The organism is Cupriavidus sp. 05N39, from assembly GCF_056397325.1.
Genome location: NZ_JBFTNE010000001.1, coordinates 52,103 through 67,476 on the forward strand (window position 1 = coordinate 52,103; position 15,374 = coordinate 67,476).

The 15,374-nt window shown below is 61.8% G+C and carries 11 protein-coding genes; 2 read left to right on the forward strand and 9 right to left on the reverse strand.

Features of this window, described 5'->3' with window-relative positions; translation table 11 throughout:
• Window positions 1-75: 75 nt before the first annotated feature.
• The 6 genes from AC1DN0_RS00240 to AC1DN0_RS00265 all read right to left on the reverse strand — a co-directional run bounded on the left by AC1DN0_RS00240 (window position 76) and on the right by AC1DN0_RS00265 (window position 8,236).
• Window positions 76-675, reverse strand: coding sequence for a fimbrial protein (locus tag AC1DN0_RS00240; RefSeq protein WP_477145457.1), 600 nt, complete (start codon window positions 673-675; stop codon window positions 76-78).
• 733 nt (window positions 676-1,408) lie between these two features.
• Window positions 1,409-3,985, reverse strand: coding sequence for a fimbria/pilus outer membrane usher protein (locus AC1DN0_RS00245; protein WP_441634352.1), 2,577 nt, complete (start codon window positions 3,983-3,985; stop codon window positions 1,409-1,411).
• Between the two features lie 219 nt (window positions 3,986-4,204).
• Window positions 4,205-4,981 carry a fimbria/pilus periplasmic chaperone gene (locus tag AC1DN0_RS00250; RefSeq protein ID WP_441634350.1) on the reverse strand — a complete coding sequence of 259 codons (777 nt, stop codon included), beginning with the start codon at window positions 4,979-4,981 and terminating at the stop codon, window positions 4,205-4,207.
• A gap of 112 nt (window positions 4,982-5,093) precedes the next feature.
• A complete protein-coding gene (locus AC1DN0_RS00255) occupies window positions 5,094-5,645 on the reverse strand; it encodes a fimbrial protein (protein ID WP_441634348.1) in 552 nt (183 codons plus the stop codon).
• Between the two features lie 229 nt (window positions 5,646-5,874).
• A complete protein-coding gene (locus tag AC1DN0_RS00260; RefSeq protein ID WP_441634346.1) occupies window positions 5,875-6,525 on the reverse strand; it encodes a response regulator in 651 nt (216 codons plus the stop codon).
• A gap of 523 nt (window positions 6,526-7,048) precedes the next feature.
• Window positions 7,049-8,236: an EAL domain-containing response regulator gene (locus AC1DN0_RS00265; protein ID WP_441634344.1), complete on the reverse strand. Its 1,188-nt coding sequence runs from the start codon at window positions 8,234-8,236 to the stop codon at window positions 7,049-7,051.
• Between the two features lie 427 nt (window positions 8,237-8,663).
• Here AC1DN0_RS00265 and AC1DN0_RS00270 point away from each other — a divergent pair, with 427 nt between their 5' ends.
• Window positions 8,664-9,329 carry a response regulator gene (locus AC1DN0_RS00270; protein ID WP_441634383.1) on the forward strand — a complete coding sequence of 222 codons (666 nt, stop codon included), beginning with the start codon at window positions 8,664-8,666 and terminating at the stop codon, window positions 9,327-9,329.
• Between the two features lie 31 nt (window positions 9,330-9,360).
• On the forward strand, window positions 9,361-12,402 hold the full coding sequence (locus AC1DN0_RS00275) for an ATP-binding protein (protein WP_441634342.1): 3,042 nt from the start codon (window positions 9,361-9,363) through the stop codon (window positions 12,400-12,402).
• A gap of 181 nt (window positions 12,403-12,583) precedes the next feature.
• On the opposite strand, the gene AC1DN0_RS00280 is transcribed toward AC1DN0_RS00275, so the two are convergent.
• The 3 genes from AC1DN0_RS00280 to AC1DN0_RS00290 all read right to left on the reverse strand — a co-directional run bounded on the left by AC1DN0_RS00280 (window position 12,584) and on the right by AC1DN0_RS00290 (window position 15,362).
• Window positions 12,584-13,156, reverse strand: a complete 573-nt coding sequence (locus AC1DN0_RS00280; RefSeq protein WP_441634340.1) for a hypothetical protein — start codon at window positions 13,154-13,156, stop codon at window positions 12,584-12,586.
• A gap of 92 nt (window positions 13,157-13,248) precedes the next feature.
• Complete coding sequence (locus AC1DN0_RS00285) at window positions 13,249-14,643, reverse strand: carotenoid oxygenase family protein (RefSeq protein ID WP_441634338.1); 1,395 nt, start codon at window positions 14,641-14,643, stop codon at window positions 13,249-13,251.
• A 92-nt stretch (window positions 14,644-14,735) separates the two neighbouring features.
• On the reverse strand, window positions 14,736-15,362 hold the full coding sequence (locus AC1DN0_RS00290) for a TetR/AcrR family transcriptional regulator (protein WP_477101815.1): 627 nt from the start codon (window positions 15,360-15,362) through the stop codon (window positions 14,736-14,738).
• Between the last annotated feature and the right edge of the window lie 12 nt (window positions 15,363-15,374).

Consider the following 15,374-nt stretch of genomic DNA (forward strand, 5'->3'; position numbering starts at 1 on the left):
ATGTTTCCATCTCACCGTGCGGGCCGCCTGTGCGGCCGAAAAATCCATCGCATCTCTTTCGAAATCTGGTTTGCACTACTGATACGAGAACGTAATCGTGCTGCGCGCGCTGACCGAGCCAGGCTTGATGACCGGAAGGGTCTTCACATACTTGGCAACCATGGGAATGGTGAAGGTGCTGCCCGAAGCCGACGCGTTGCCGATGAACCATTGGTTGGTGTTTCCCTTTTTCGACGAATCCGGGCCGAACAACAGCRGCGTCGTCTTGCCCGACCGAAACATCTGAATGCCCACGCCGGATGCGGTGGAATTGCTGGCTAACGTCAGCGTATTGCTGGTATTGGTAGGATCGGAGGCATCAGTGACCGTCGCGTACAACCCCAGGTTGGCGTCGCATTTCACCGCGATGGAGAAAGAGGCCGATGCATCCGACACGGCGCCGACCGTTTTCAGGCTATGTACCAGCAAGGTGGGCATCGTGACAGCATTGTTCGCGCCGGAGGTCACAGCGCACGCCCGTGCCGTCACATTGATATTCAGCGGCCCCAACTGTGCGTACAACGGAGGGTCGAAGTCGACTGGGACCCCTTGGGTCGTCGCCCGCAATTGCGCTATCCTTTGCGAAGGAACGCTGTAGGTGCCGGTGACAAGCGAACCGGTCGCGACCAGGTACACTCTGTGAGTGGGATCCGTTTCCGTAATGACGTTTGGAAGGAGTACCGTAGGTCCCGGGCCTACGGGCCTTAAATTAGACAGAGGCGCCCAATTGCCTCGGATCGCCTCCATTGCGTAGCCGATGCCGGGAATTCCCGTTTCATAAACGGGATAGGTGAATTCCCCCTTTCGGAACGTAACGCCGGGGACCAAAATTCCCAGGGGCGTCGACGTTAGCGTATCTACGGTACAACCCTTAAACCAGCCAGTTATTTCCGCTCCCATTGCACTTGACGGCAGCAAAATGCCCGGGACGACAGCATCTCGCGAAGTACTGATGGAACTTGGATAGGAGGGACGGATCAGGTAGCCAGAGGGGTTTGTCCTGCAGGAGGCGGCGTGCGCGGAGTTTGGCAGAAGTGTCGCACCTAGCGTCAGGGTGCCAAGGCATGCCATCAAATACCGACGCAAGATCGGTATATTGATATGGCTATTGATATGTTTATTGATATAGCTGGTAAGATTTTTCATCGCTGTTCCAACGTGATATGTTGTTTGTATTTCGCAATTGGTTTTTTAATTGCTAATTTAATTTTTTCGCGCTGCATCAAATGCAGATGCGGCCCAGCGAGGCCAATTCCACCAATTCATCAGGGTCGATATCGTATGTCTTTGAATATTGATGGATCCCTAAGATCTCGCTGCGCGCGTAGCCCCCACATCGCGCAGCGTCCTGCACATCCAAACCTCTTTCTTAGCGATTCGGCCGGTTCACCGCATAGGACGGCTTTTCTGCTCCGTCCGCGCATGCCGCATCGATGCGCTGCAGCGGCTGCAGCCCCTTCTGCTTCTTCCGCTCCGGCAGCTTGTAGGGGACATGGCACACCGCCGATTTGTCCTTGCCCCATTTGACGGTCAGCTCGCCCTGCGACTCCAGGCCGCGCGCGAAGATCTTGCCCATCTGGCCGACCGAGCCGACCTCTTTCCCTTGCTCGTTGAGCACGGTTGCGCCAAAGGGCAGCGGCGAGCCGTCCGGCCGCCGGGACCGGATCAGGGCGGAACGCCCGGACTCCGTGGCAAATTTCAGCAGCGGGACGGATCCCGCCAGCGGCGCTACGCGCTGGCTGGTCTCCTTGAGCTCGACGTCGGTCGACAAGCCCTTCGGATCCAGCTCGATCATGTTCATATTGAACGGCGTGAGGTACGGCACGATCGCGTAGCCCCGGCTGTCCACCCGCACGCCCGATGCATTGGTCACGCGCGCACCGGCCGCTTCCGGCGCTTCGATGATCGCGAACGTCTCCGACAGCGGCTGCGACAGCGTGATCCCGCCGCTATGCGCGACCATGGCGCCGCGCGCCGACACGGAGGCCTGCTGGTAATCCGCGCCGCCGCTGACACTGGCGCTGAGCTCGGCGACCGGCGCGCGATACATCACGTTGGCGCCGCCATTGGTCGTCGAGCTGCCGTCTCCGGACGAGTGATTGGCGTTCAGGCCGTAGGAGAAATTGTTGTCCAGGCCGGCCGAACCGGAGAGCGACGATTGCAGCTGGGTTCTCCCGTTGCTGTCGTGCACCATGTTGCCCGACACCGTCACGGGGGTCTTGCGGCCCAGCGGAATCGTCACGCCGACGTAGTACTGCGTGCTCATGCCGCCGCTCGGGCTGCGCTGGCGCGTTGCCGAAACGCTGTAGGAAATATTCTTGTAGGCATTGCTGTAGCCCACCGAATAATTCACGTCCGAACCGCTGCGGTTCCAGTACGTTGCCGTGGAGGCGGTCGCGCTGAGGTTACCGCCGCGCTCGCCTAGGCGCTGGTTGAGCGTCAGCGATGCGCGATTGCGCTGCCGCCATACCGTGTCGATCGAGTTGCCGCGTTCGGCCTGCTCGCGTGCGAGCATGGCGTCATTGAGGCCGAAATACCCGGCTGTCGAATAGCGGTAAGCCGCAATCGAAACGTTGGTGCCGGTTTGCACCACGTTCTTCGCATAGCTCACCCGCACACTGGAGCCGTCGAACCGCTTCACGCCCGGAATCAAGGTGCGTGCCTGCGTGATGTCGGCCCCCATTGCGCCGAACGAGGTGTTCAGCACGCCGCCGCCCATCACGGACACGTAGCCTTCGGCCACGGTGATACCGCCATAGCCGGTCAGCAGGTTGGTGAAGCCGCGCTGCCAGGTGGCCTGGGTGAAGAGGGGATTCTTCGAGCTCTGCTGATTGCGCACCGTTCCCGCCACCACGCTGTAGCGGTTGGTGCCGGGACGCAGCGAAAGCGGCACCGCCGCGTACGGCACGGAGAACGAATGCACGACGCCGTCCGCTTCCGTGACGGAAACGTTCAGGTCGCCGCCGTACCCGGTCGGGTAAAGATCGTCGATTTCGAACGCGCCCGGTGCGACCGTGGTTTCGTAGAGCTTGACGCCGTTCTGCGAAATCGTGACCCGCGCGTTGCTCTTGGCCACGCCGCGCACGACCGGCGCGTAGCCGCGCAACGAATCCGGCAGCATCCGGTCGTCCGAGTAGACGCGCACCCCGCGGAACTGGGTGGAATCGAACAGCTCGCCCGAGGTATAGGATTCGCCGATGACGAGCTGCGACGACAGCGACGGCAGACTCCGCTGCACATAGGTTGCAACGTTCTGGTACTTCTGGCGTCCTTTGTCATCCCAGTTGTACGACCCGTCGTGACGGAAATGCCAGGGCCCCAGGTTGATGCCTGTGTTCAGGCCGAGATATCCCTGTGTCTGGGTGTTGCTGCCCTGGTTCTTGGTGCTGTAGACGTTGAGGTTGTAGCCGAGCATCCCGACGGGAACGCCCTGATCCCATTGATCCGGGCTCACGTACCCGCGCGGGTTACGCACGAGCGAAACCTGCGGAATGCTGAGCGTGAGCCGTTGTTCGCTGAAATCGAAACTGGTGCTCGCGTCCGGAATGGCTTGCCCGAGACGAATGCATGCATCGGGCTCGGCGAGCGAGACCTTCACATGGTGAGGCAACTTGCCGAGATTGACACCGGCCTGCTTCAGCAGCGCTTCGTTGAAGCAAGGCTGGGCATCCGCCGTACCGGGCACGGCCTTGAACGGAACGCTCGCGCGCCCCACCCAGTTCTGCTCGACATAGAGGTCGACACTGTACGTGCCCGGCTGGACGACATTGGCGCGCTGGAACTTCGACAGGTCAACGGTGCCGGCGCTGTTGTTGAGAAAGCCGCCCTCGAACTCGACTTGCGCGACCTGCAGCGCCTCCGGAGTTCCGCCGTCCGCGTGCGCGTTGCTCTGCCAGCCGGCCAGGCTGGTCAGCAGCAACGCGCATATTGGCCGCAGCTGCGGCATGTGACCAATATCGGAATTCGGACGCTGAATCGGCGGCATACAAAACACTCCGGGAGGAAAACTTCAGGCGATCATGGATCGGACCACGACATCAGAGCTAGGGTCCGATCTTGCCGCCCGACATGCGTACGTGGCACACGGATGCGCAACGGCTACTTGTGAGAGATTTCTGGTGCCCCAGCAGTGGGGCTGGTGATGACGTGCTGACCGGCCAGGCTACTACCGGAGGTCGGTGACGACGGGCATTTGGGCATTCCTGCTGCCGCCCCAATCGTCGATGCTGCTGAACTCGACTGTCGCTTCCGTGGTGGGCATCGATTCCAGCCCCTTGACCGGGAAGGTCTGCGACGCGCCGGGCAGCACATGGCCCATGCCGGCATCGAGTGTCTTCCCACCCATCTTCAACTGGACGCTGCCGAGGCTGACGACATAAGGGGTTGGGTTGACGGTTTTCAAGACATACTGCTGATCGCTTGCGCCCCTGGTGAGCTGCCATTTGAGCTGGGCGGGGGCTTCCTCGGCTTTGCCGGGCAAGCCGGTCGGCCGGTACATCAGTTTGATCCGTGTGCGAAAGGCGACCTGGAGCAGGTTGCGCTCATCTTCGGCGCTCGGTTTCGGGGGAACGTCCAGTACGTTGAGCCAAAACAGCGTTTCCTTGTCAGTCGCCATCGGCTCGTTGGTATGGATCACACGCAGGGTCTGGCCTTTGCCTGGCTCGACCCGGAACATGGTCGGTGTGAGCGTGAACGGCACATCGATCTTGTCCGGCGTTTCATTTTCATTGCCGTTTCCCTTATCGATCCAGGCCTGAACCAGCGAAGGGAGCTTGCCATCGTTCGTGAGCTTGATGGTCATCTCCCGCTCTTCCGCGGGAAAGATCAGGCGGGTTCCAGACACGACGACCGTGGCATTGGCCGATGTCGCAATCGATGCGGAAACAATCGATGCGGACGCAATCGCCATCGCCGTCAGTAACTTCGGAATGCTGTGTCTCATATGACTGTCCTTTGAGTTATACCTCCTGTCGCAAGCCGCCGACCCGTTCGGGTCGGGCGGCTTGCAAAGCTGGTACGATCAATCCCCGGAAATCAGGGATCCGTCTTCGCGCTTAGGGATACATCAGGGTGTATTGCACGAACGAGTTCGCGGTACCCGCCGTCGACACGCCGGTCGCCGTGTATTCGGCGGCGTAGCTCATCTTCGCGCCACCGCTGGTGGAATCGATGTTCACGACCTGCGAGTTCTGGTCGGCGCTGGCTGCACCCACCTTGATCGGCGCGGACTGATCGTTCAGCAGGCCGATTTCCACGTTGGTAGCGGCGTCGGTACCTTGCAGCTTCAGACGGCCCGTGTCGGCGTTGACGGTCGTGCCGGGTTCGAAGGAAACCGAGACCTTGGTGGGTGCATCCTTGGCGACGCTGCAGCCCGTCAGCGTGAGGACGAACGGCGTACGGCCGGCAGTGGCGCCCGCCTTGGACAGGGTGTTGGTACCCACGCGCGGCAGCGCCACGGTCAGGTCGTTGGTGCCGCCATTGATCTTGCAGGTGGAAGCGATCACGCTGCCGGTGAAGTTGATCGTGCCATCGGCAGCTTGCGCCGAACCGGCTGCGGTCATCAGGCCAGCGGTTGCCAGGGTGATTGCCAGGATTTTCGTTTTCATTTAGGTTTCCTTTCGGAGGTTGCAAAAAATGGTTGCAAATAACGCTTGATATGCGGAGCCAGTCAGCGGTGCTGCGAGTGAATGGCTTTGCATTCAGGCATGGTCGAGACTACGCACTCTGTTATGAGACGTGCCTCGGTACAGAGTGGCTCACAGCCGGTACCGTGGGCGACCCCGTATCAGGGAAGTCAGCCAGAAGATGATGATTGGCTTCTGCGACTACGATTCATCAATGCTGCTGGCCGACACTGCTGTCAATGCCATATCTGATGAGATCGACATTGCTCTTTATTCCGAGCTTTCGCATGGCGCTCATCTTCTGGCAGCTTATTGTCTGCTTGCCCTTCTTGAGCAGGGCTGCGATTTCACCGACGGTCATCCCGGAGATATAGAGGCGCATCACCTCCGATTCGCGGGGAGAAAGCGGTTGCGATTGTTCGATATCGGACTCAAAACAAGATAACGCCGCACGGATCTGCGAAGAAACATATTCGCCGCCAGATGAACTGACAAGAATTGCGGTGATTATCTCTGCTGCATCGTCTTGCCACCCTACAATTGCGGAGACGCCAAGGGACAATACAGACTTGATAATGGCGGGCTGCTTGTAGCTCGTCAGGACGACAATTTTCACATTTGGGTGAAGACGCCGAAGACGAGAGAGGTAAGCCAGCCCATCGCCAGATTCGCTTCCGCGAATCGCGTAATTCGTAATAACAACATCACACTGGATGTCGGATAGTGTATTAAATAGTTCTTGCGACGTTTCACACGAAGCCAAGATGGATATCTTCGAAATTGAATTCAGCGCGCATTTCAGGCCACTCAGCATCAATGGAGTGTCGTCAGCCAGAACAACGCTTATATTAAATTTACGCATATTAACCTTGGCGCCTTTCTGCAGATTAAATAGTCATCCCCTGTAACGGTGTAGGTGGGTGGGCTTGCAATATGTATATGATGTCCGATTTTCGATCCCAAAAATATGGGACAAGTACGAAATTCACGCTACTTAATAGGACGAGTCCTAATTTTAAGAATTGTTCACACTTTGGATCTTGCGGCATCCCAGCCTGGGCAGGCCGCGCAGGCATGCCCGGCGATGCCGGCGCGAGCTCGCGGGAAACAGGAGCGGATCAAGGTCGAAGCGGGAGCATTTGGGGGCTTGGGACACGCCACTTGCCATGTCAATGAGGGTGCGCCGAGCTCGCCTGCTGGGGGGGGCGGCGCATGCCGCAGAGCCTCGTGCCCGGGGGCGGGGAAGGGGGGCAGGGGAGCGCGGTTGCCTATGCGAAAGCGAAGGCGCTGAGAGAGGGGCCACACCATGTTTCGTCGCGAATCACGGCGATCCGCTTCAGGTCAAATTGCAAAGTGGCGCAGGACGACAGGACGGCGGGCGGCCATCAGCCTGCGGAGAAGAAGCGGACTATTGCATCCTGCCGGATCGCGGGCGATATCAGAAAGCCCTGGGCTCTGTGACAGCCGGCCTCCTGGACAATGCGCAGTTCGGCTTCGGTTTCCACGCCTTCGGCGACGACGGTCAGGCCCATTTCGCGTCCAAGCCGCACTACGCTCGAAAGGGCGGCACGAAAGGCATCGATCATGATGGCGTCTTTCACCATGGACCGATCCAGCTTCAGTTCCGTGAAGGGCGTCGCCACCAGTCTGTAGAACGAACTGAAACCGCTGCTGAAATCATCCTGCGCCAGGCCAAAGCCGTGCATGCGCAGTCTGCATGCGCCAGCGTAGTAGTTGCTTTCCTGCGCTTCCATGGTGTCTTCGGTCAACTCGAAACCGATAAGACGCGGGTTGCCGTTGCATGCTTTCACCTGCGCGTGCAATCGATCGGGAAGATCCGGGTCGTCGAGCAGCTTTGTCGTGAGGTTCACGGAGACGGCAATATCGTGGCCGGATGCGCTCCACTGCCTTTGTGCGGCGAGTGTCTGTGCCAGCATGGTTTGCAGCAGGTGGGCCTCAAGCCCTTCACGCTCAATGTCGGGCATGAAGGCGCCGGGCAGCAGCAGCCCGAATTCCGGATGCTCCCAACGCACCAACGCCTCCGCGGCGTGGCCCAGGTTTTCGGCCAGCGCGTATTTTGGCTGGAACCAGGCCTGCATTTCGCCGTTTTCCATCGCGGAGATCAGGGTATCGCGCTGAAAATCCGGGATGTTGCCGGAACGGACGGGATGTGCATGCTTGACACTCCCGATATATGTGTCGAGGGCTGCATTCACGGCATCCTGGGCGAGCGGCTTCGGCAACGTAGCCATCACCGCTATGCCCCGCGATTCGGCGACCTTGCGGGCGCCGACCAGTATCGGCTCCGATGCGGCACTGGTGACCACCAGGGCCGGTGCGAACGGCGACGTAGGCAGGCTCTGGATGATCTGGATGCCGTCGACGCCGGCTACATTGAGGCCGGTGACAATCAGGTCGAAGGCGCACTCGCCCAGGCGCTGCAAGGCTTTGGCTCCGTCAATGTAGCCTTCGACATGATGCCGGCCCTGGCAGGCGAACATTTGCATCGTGGCGGAAAGGTGCTGCGGACTCTCTTCCACGACCAGGATGCGATGACGGCTCGCGCCGCCCATACCGCAAGGCCTGGCGTGGGTGCGTGCGCCACAACCGTGCATTGGGTTGCCATGAACCTGGGCTTGATGAAGCGCGAGGGAATTGAGAGATCCTTTCATACCGACAGGATACGAGGATGGCCGGCATTTCAGAATAGGACGAGTCTGAATTGAGGGGGTGACTAGGTACTTACTTACCGAATGAATGAACGAGCGAAGCGCTAACCTTACCCCTCGTCGCGAGGAAGTGGCCATTGACGGGGATCGGATACCATTGGTATGACCCTATTCGCACATCGGCGGACTAATAGTGATCTATAAGTATCATTTTGTGTTGGATTTAAGCGCTGCCGCTGTGCGGCCTGACAACTGTTGTTTGTGGTGAGCTTGCGCTATTTGCCATTCGCACCCCGGGGGTCTTGTGCAACTTTCTACAAGCGTGGGCTCGATGGATGACTTTCATTTGCGTGTCGTGGTCGCGGACGACCACCCTGTCACGTTGCTTGGCATTGCCCATTCGCTGCAGGGGGTCAGCGGAATCCAGGTGGCGGGGACAGCCTCAAGTTCCACGGAGCTGATTGACGCCCTGAGTCAGCAGCAGTGCGACGTCCTGGTTCTCGACTATGTCATGCCGGATGGCAAGTACGGCGACGGACAGGCACTTATCTCGATGATCCTGCGGCGGTATCCCGAGGTCCGCATCGTGACCATCACCATGGTGGATGATCCCGCGGTGCTGCGTGCCATCCAGAAGCTTGGCGTGACTTGCATCCTGAGCAAATCCGATGCAATGGCGCATATCGTCACCGCTGTGCATGCCGCCCATACCGGTGGGCAGTACTTGTCGCCCACCGTTGTGTCCTTGCTCGAAGATCAGGAGTCCCCGGACGGTACTCGCAAGCTGAGTGTCCGCGAGGCGGAAATCGTGAGATTGTTCCGCGCGGGCTACAAAGTGGGCGAGATCGCCGCCCAACTGCATCGCAGCAAGCAGACCATCAGCGCGCAGAAGGTCGCGGCCATGAAAAAGCTTGGGGTCACGCGCGATGCGGACCTGATCCGTTACGCCGGCAACGAAACGCAGCAGGAGCCGGAAGACGGCCCGGAGCAAGCGTGATGCGAGCGCGCCACGTGATGTCAATTTCGCCATGAAACTGAAACGCCTTGTCAGGCACCGCAGCATGCGCAGCCGCCGCGACTTCAATCCCGAGTTGATGAAGCGGCGTCAGCTTGCCCTGCTGTACGGAGGTGGTGCCGCATTATCGGCTTTTATCCTGCTGTGCTCGGTGTTGGCCGTGTGGATGGCGGCCAGTGACTACAATGCGGCCGCACGCGCCAGCTTTCTGACGCAGGAATCCAGGCTCCTTGTCAGCATGACAGGGGCCGGCGCGGTCCTGAAGCGGGGCACGGGCTATGCAGAAGGCGTGTGGGATAGCCAGGGGCAACCGTCGGCAGCCTTGCGCGAACAGTACCTTTCGCATAACGGTCAAYTGTGGATCAGCCAGGATTCGGGCCGCCGCATCTATGCCGTGGCCACCGAGGTCACCGACGTCCGGCCAGCATCGAGCTTCCTGCCACTGCTGGCAATGGTGGAGAAACAGCTCAAGTCCAGTATCGTGCTGACGCGGACTCCCGAGCTTTCCGCGAACACCTATTTCTATTCAGTACAGGGGGATTTCCTGGCTACGCTGCTCCGGTCGGGAAGCGGCTAYGCTGTACCGTCGTCACGGCTGCCCGATGCGCTCCGGTTGTTCAGGGAGGCCTGGCCGGACGTCGTCAGCCTCACGCAGGCTGCTGTAGCGCATCCCGAAGCCGCGCCGGCGGACGTGGTCTGGATGGCGCCGCAATTTGATCCGCTATCGGGTGAGCTGATGGTCCGCTTCGCACAGTTCCTGTTCGACAGCGATCGCAGGCCGCTCGGCATCGTCGTTGCCAGCAGGCGTCCGGGCCGGTTCCTGAATGGCCTGCAGAATCCGTTCCATGGGGGCGAGTTCGCCATTCTCGACCGGCGCGGCAAGGTACTGTTGACGCCCGACGGCGATCGGAGCGCCTTCATCAACCGTGTGGCAGCCGCGCATGTCGCTGCGGCGCGGCCGGGCGTGCAACAGACCTTCAGGGATGGCATCTTCAAGGTCAGTGAGCGCATTCCGGGGACGGACTGGACCCTCATTTACGCTTATAGCCCTTACGCAATCCTGGCCGGCCTCAAGTATCGCCTGCTGACGATCGGCGCCCTTGCCGTGGTGGGATGGCTGTTGCTGTGGATCCGCATTGCCATCTATCGCCGCAAGATCCTCATGCCGGCCTACGAGCGCGCAGTGCGCCTGAAGGAGAGCCAGAAGCTCAACCGCGCGCTGATCCATACGGCGCCCGTGGGCCTTAGCCTGCTTGCGCATGGCGATGGCCGCGTGATCGTGGACAACAACGTGATGGCCCGATATGCCGAGCAGGTCAGCGCGCCGCCGCTGAACCAGCGGCTGTGGGAACTCTATCGCCGTGCGTCGGAAGAGCGTCCAAACCGGATCCGGCCGTTGATTGGCCAGGAGTTGACCCTTGGGGCGGACACACAGGCCTTGACGCATCTGCTGGTGAATTTCACCCATGTCAAGTATCGAGGGGAAGCGGCAGTGCTTTGCGCGCTGCTTGACATCAGCGCGCAGAAGAAAACGGAGCAGAAGCTCAGGGAGGCGCGCCAGGCGGCCGACCAGGCCAACAAGGCGAAATCCACGTTCCTTGCCACCATGAGCCACGAGATCCGTACGCCGCTGAATGCGATGATCGGCAGCCTGGAACTGATGGGGCGCTCACCGTTGCCTGCCGGCCAGCGGCGTAGGCTGGAGATTGTCGAGTCTTCGTCCGCTTCGCTGCTTCGCATCATCAATGACGTGCTGGACGTTTCCAAGGTCGAAGCGGGGCAGCTGACCTTCGAATCCATTCCTTTCCGTTGCGACCAGTTGCTGCAAGACGTGCGCGACACGTTCGCGCCGCTGGCGGAGGCCAAGGGCCTGGCGCTGACTTGCGAAATCGCGCCGGGCGCCGCCGGCCACTTCCTCGGCGATCCGACCCGGATCCGGCAAGTGATCGCCAACCTGGTCAGCAACGCGATCAAGTTTACGGAATCAGGCCATGTGGCAATTCGCGCCGGCTTCGTGCAAGACAACGAGGTATCCGAAGTGCAATTCGAGATTGCGGATACCGGTATCGGGATGGATCCGGCCGTTGTACCAACGCTGTTTGCGCTCTATACGCAGGCTGACAGCTCTATCCACAGACGTTACGGAGGTACTGGCCTCGGGCTGCCGCTGTGCCGGCGCATCGTGGAGGCAGTGCAAGGCCATATTTCCGTCGACACCACGCCGGGGCGGGGCACCACGTTCACGGTCAGGTGGCCATTGCAACGGACGGAGGCGCCTTCGCACGGGTCACAGGACGGCGGCGCAACGTCGGCCAAGGCATCGGATGCCGCAAGTGCGGTGGAGTCCGATGCCGGCGAGCCGCCCATCCGGGTGCTTGTCGCGGAAGACCACCCGGCAACCCGTGCCATGCTGGCCGACCAGCTCGAACAGCTCGGCTTTGACGCGACGATTGTCGAACATGGCGCGAAGGCACTGGAGACGCTTGCGCACAGTCAATATGACATCGTGCTGACGGACATCGGCATGCCGGTGATGGATGGCTATGCACTGGCATCTGCCATCCGGCAGCAGTACCCAGGCTTGCCGGTTGTAGCGATGAGCGCGCATAGCATGCCGGAAGACGCGGCTCGCCGTCTGGAAGCGTCCATTTCCACCGTGCTGAACAAGCCTTTGCCGCTCGCGGTGCTGGAGCGTGTCCTGCGGGCGCGTGCCGGTAGAAGCCCTAGAAGAGAACCGGATAGCGACAAGACGCCGGCGGAATTGCCGATCACCCCGCAGGTGTGCGAGGCGATGCATTCCGCTACGCGGGAGGCAACGGCGGCGATTGCGGATGCCTTGCATGCGGGCGACGCCGGCGCAGTCCTCAATGCACTGCACTCGCTGAGCGGTGGCTTCGCACTGGTGGGAAATGCGACCCTGGCAGAACTCTGTAACGGCATGCGGCAAGTGGTTCGCAGCGAGGGACTCGATAGCTTCCAGGTGCTATGGCCAGCATTCCAGCAGGAGATAGAAGACGGGCTGGGCGCCTTGAAAGCCGGAAGTCAGGAAACCTGATGCACAACGCACCGAACGAAGCGGCCAGGATGCGCCAAAGCCGCCCGCGATGACGAAGGCCTTCACGCCCTCTCCCCTCATGGGGAGAGGGTTGGAGTGAGGGGCGGTCTGGCCAGGAGCCACGGGAAGCGAAGCCAACGGTTTTGCCCGGCACGACGGAATCCGAAGCTAGCGCTTGTTCCTACGCCCGTGTCTGCCCCGCCGCGGCGGCCTCCGCCGCGCGCCGTACCGCCGCCGGGTAGCGCACGGTAAAGATCACGGCGCCGGCGAAGGCGGCCACGGTGGCCGCGATGTCGATCCACAACGGGATCGCGCTGACATATTCCGCCGACGCGTCGGCGGCCACCATGATCGCCAGCGCGACGGCCCACGCCAGCGTGATGTGGCGGTTCACCGCCAGGAAGCGCGGCGCATTCCAGTATTCCTGTGGCACGCGCTCGCGCGCATATTGCAGCGTGAACGGGCGTCCGATCGCCAGCGAGATCGCCACGATGGCAAACAGGCCGGCATCCACCGCGAGCCGCACCGTGGCCACTGTCCATTGGGGCGACGCCATGAAGGTATAGAGCAGCAGCAGTGCGAACAAGGCAAGGCTCCCTATTTCCAGCACCTTTAGCGATTCGCCGCGCCGCCACATGCGCAGGCACATGAACAGCGAGACCGCGCAGGCCGAGGCCAGGCCAGCCAGCGGGGATGCCAGCCGCATGGCGATGAAGAAGGCGATGAAGGGGGCAAAGCCGGTCAGCATTCCCATGCTGGTCTCCTTGGTGTCGTGATGCGGCACGATGCGTGTCGTGCCGTCTTGCGTGAATGAACAGTGAGGCAAAGAAGCGCCAAGGCGCCGGCTCAGTCCGCGCCGTGCCAGTTGCCGTGGAAGCCGAATGGCACGCGGTGCGAAAGCTGTACCGTGGCGATCGGGCCGTCGGCCACCGCGCCGGCGTCCAGCACCACCAGGTCGCTGCGCGCCTGCGCGCCGCGGTAGACCGTGGCCAGCAGCCAGCCGTCGCCTTCGGCGCTGTCGGCCGCGCGCGGCACGAACACCGGCTCGGAGATGGCGTCGCCTTGCGGCAGCACATGGACCGCGCGCTTGCCGCTGCGCAGGTCGATGTGCGCCAGGCTGTCATAGCTGCCGCGCGCGCTGCTCTCGTGCTGGCGGAACGCGAAGTAGCCGTGACGGTAGGGCAGCGTGGCGAAGCGCTCATCGAAGCGAGGGAATTCCCCCGGCATGTCGTCCAGGTACTCGCGCGTGAAACTGTCGGACTTCCCGGCCATGTCAAAGGTCCAGCGGCACAGGCGCGCACCTTCGCCATTGGCGCCCGGATTGAACAGGGGCGCGCTCTCGTACTGCATCACGTCGGCGATGATCTTGTTGCCGGCTTCCCAGGCGTTCATGACGTGGAACACATAGCAGGCGGCGCCGCGGAACCAGCGCATCTGCGCGGTGCCGCCGTTGCGCGGCATGATGCCGATGTGCGAACCCTTCTCCGGCTCCCACGCATAGGCCGGCTCGCCGCGCATGGCGCGGTCCATGCTGCCGGTGAGCGGCAGGATGGGAAACAGCACATGGTTCTGCGTCACCATGAAATCGTGGACCATGCTGGGGAACGGCGCTTCGAAGCGTTCGAGGCGCTGCAACTGGCCGTTGCGGTCCACCACGCCGTAGCGCATGCCGGGCGTGAAAGGGCCATCGACGGAATAGGCGAAGAACACCATCTCGCCGGTGACCGGGTCCACCTTGGGGTGCGCGGTCATGGCGCCCTTGAGCTTGCCGCCGTAGTCGACGTCGCCGCGCGTGGCCAGGCTCTCGCTGTCCATTTCGACCGGCGGGTCGGCTTCTTCCAGCGCCAGCAGCCGGCCAGCGTGCCAGAGGATATTGGTGTTGGCCACGCCGTCGTTCTGGCCAAGCACCGAAGGGTCGGTGGTGGCGGGGTTGCCCCAGCTGCCGAACAGCGCATGACCGGCAGCCTGCTCGCGCTGGAATTTGTTGGTGCGCACCCAGCGGTTGCGGTAGCGCGCGCGGCCATTCTCGATGTGGAAGGCGTGCACCATGCCATCGCCGATAAACCAGTGGTACTGCGCGTCGCGCGGCGCGTATTGCGGGTTCGGGCCGTTGCGGTAGAGCGTGCCGCGCAGCGCGCGCGGCAGCTCGCCCAGCACCGGCAGATCGGGCGCGTCGCACTCCATCAGGATGGGGGCGAAGTTGCCGCTGAGATAGGGGGATGACGGGAACGGCTGGCTCATCTCGTGCTCCTTGTTGTCTGCTGCGGGGTTGGCTCCAGCGTAGCCGGGGGGCCGGGTTCGTTGCTGGCTTCGTTACTTGTTGCGTTATTCGCTTATTCGTTTTCGACGCCGGTTTCGGGGATGGGCGCGCGCATGCCTTGCGCCAGCAGCCGCATCATCTCGGCATGGATGGCCCGGAAACCGGGCCCGCCGGGCAGCTTGCCGGCCAGGTGCAGCATCACCAGGCCGTGGATCGAGGCCCAGATCACATAGCTCAGCACCTGCGGGTCGCCGTGGATCAGGCCGCGCTCCACCATGGTCTCCAGGTGCGCGCTCATGGTGCGGTGCGCGCGGGAGCCGGCGCGTTCCAGCTCGGGATAGCGGTCGCCGCCCGGCTGCGTCATGTCGAACATGAGCCGGTAGGCGTTGGGCTCGGCAAAGGCAAAGGCGAGGTAGGCCTCGCCCACCGCGCGCGCCCGCTCGCGCGGCTCGCCGACGCTGGCGCCGGCGGCTTCCAGCGCGGCGGCGAAGCGGTCGAACGCCGCCGTGCGCACGGCCGCCAGGATGTCTTCCTTGTCCTTGAAGTAGCGGTAGGGCGTCATCGGGCTGCAGCCCATTTCCTCGGCGAGCTGGCGCATGCTCACGCTGGCTACGCCGCCTTCGGCAAAGCGGCGTTCGGCCACCGCGCACAGGCGCGCCTTGAAGGTTTCGATTTCATCCTGGGTAAGGTTCTTTGCCATTTGTCAGTTGTG